General features: G+C 39.5%; 1 protein-coding gene. It reads right to left on the reverse strand.

What is annotated here, in order from left to right:
* Positions 1-8: 8 nt before the first annotated feature.
* A protein-coding gene (locus AC1M9I_RS14565) for an IS3 family transposase (RefSeq protein WP_481611209.1) occupies positions 9-1,183 on the reverse strand; the annotation gives its coding sequence in 2 pieces (ribosomal slippage) (positions 9-931 and positions 931-1,183; 1,176 coding nt in all).
* Between the last annotated feature and the right edge of the window lie 64 nt (positions 1,184-1,247).

Consider the following 1,247-nt stretch of genomic DNA (forward strand, 5'->3'; position numbering starts at 1 on the left):
TGTAGAGGTCAACAAATATTGGACATAGTTTTAAGTTTTTGTTCAGCCTCACAAGGGCTGATGCCATCATTAAATTGATGTGGTCGTATCTGATTGTAATATTTCATCAGATACAGACCGATATCTAGCTTTGCTTCTTCAATTGAGTGATATCCGAGTTTAGGAATCCATTCAGTCTTAAGGCTCCTGAAGATTCGTTCTGTTGGAGCATTATCCCAACAGTTACCTTTTCGGCTCATACTTTGTCGCATGTCATAATGCTCTAACCTCTGTCGAACGAGATGACTTTTATATTGGCTACCTGAGAAGCATTGCTTCGCAAGAGAATGAAAGATGACACCAACAGGCTTTCCTCTACGATGCCATGCTTCATCTAAAGCCTTAATCACTAAATGCTGATCTGCTTTTGCTGATATAGACCAACCAATGATTCGACGTGCATATAAATCAAGAACGATAGCAAGGTAAGCCCATGTTTTACCTGTCCAAATATATGTAATATCGCTGCTCCAAGCATGGTTAGGTTGAGCAGGTTTAAATTGCCTATTTAATGTATTTGGGGCAACAGGAATATCATCAACATTGCTTTGATACTTGTGCCTCTTACGCTGTTTGGAAACAAGCCCCAATTCACGCATCAACTTACGTACCAAATAGCGCCCAACACTAATACCTTGATTCAGTAGCATTGATCGAATTCCACGACTGCCGAGAGAGCAACGACTCTGTCTAAAAAGACTCTTGATCATCACTTTAAGCTTGATGCGATCTGGATTCGAACTTTTACTTTTTGAACAGTAATGGTAGTAACTTGAACGAAGTACACCAAAGACGTGACATAGTAATTTAACAGAGCTTAGCTTTCTTAATTGATCGATCAACACATATGTTTGAATTCGTCTGACATTAAGAGAGCTGTAGCCTTTTTTAGAATAATCTTCTCCTGTTCGAGTTGATGAATACGAGCTTTAAGTTGCTGTATTTCTCTTTGCTCGGGAGTTAAAGCAGTGGCTGTTGGAGCTTGACCTGTACGTTCCAGTTGAAGTTGATCGACCCAACGTTTTAATGCTGTTTGTCCAACATCTAAAGCACGACAGGCTTGAGAAATTGAATAGCCTTGATCAAGCACAAGGCTAGCTGCCTCTAATTTGAATTCTGGAGTGAATGTTCGTCTTGTTTTCATTGAGCACCTCTTTGGTGAATACATTATCACCTAATTTAGTGTCCAACTTTATTAAACCACTACA

The organism is Acinetobacter sp. ANC_7553, assembly GCF_056779895.1.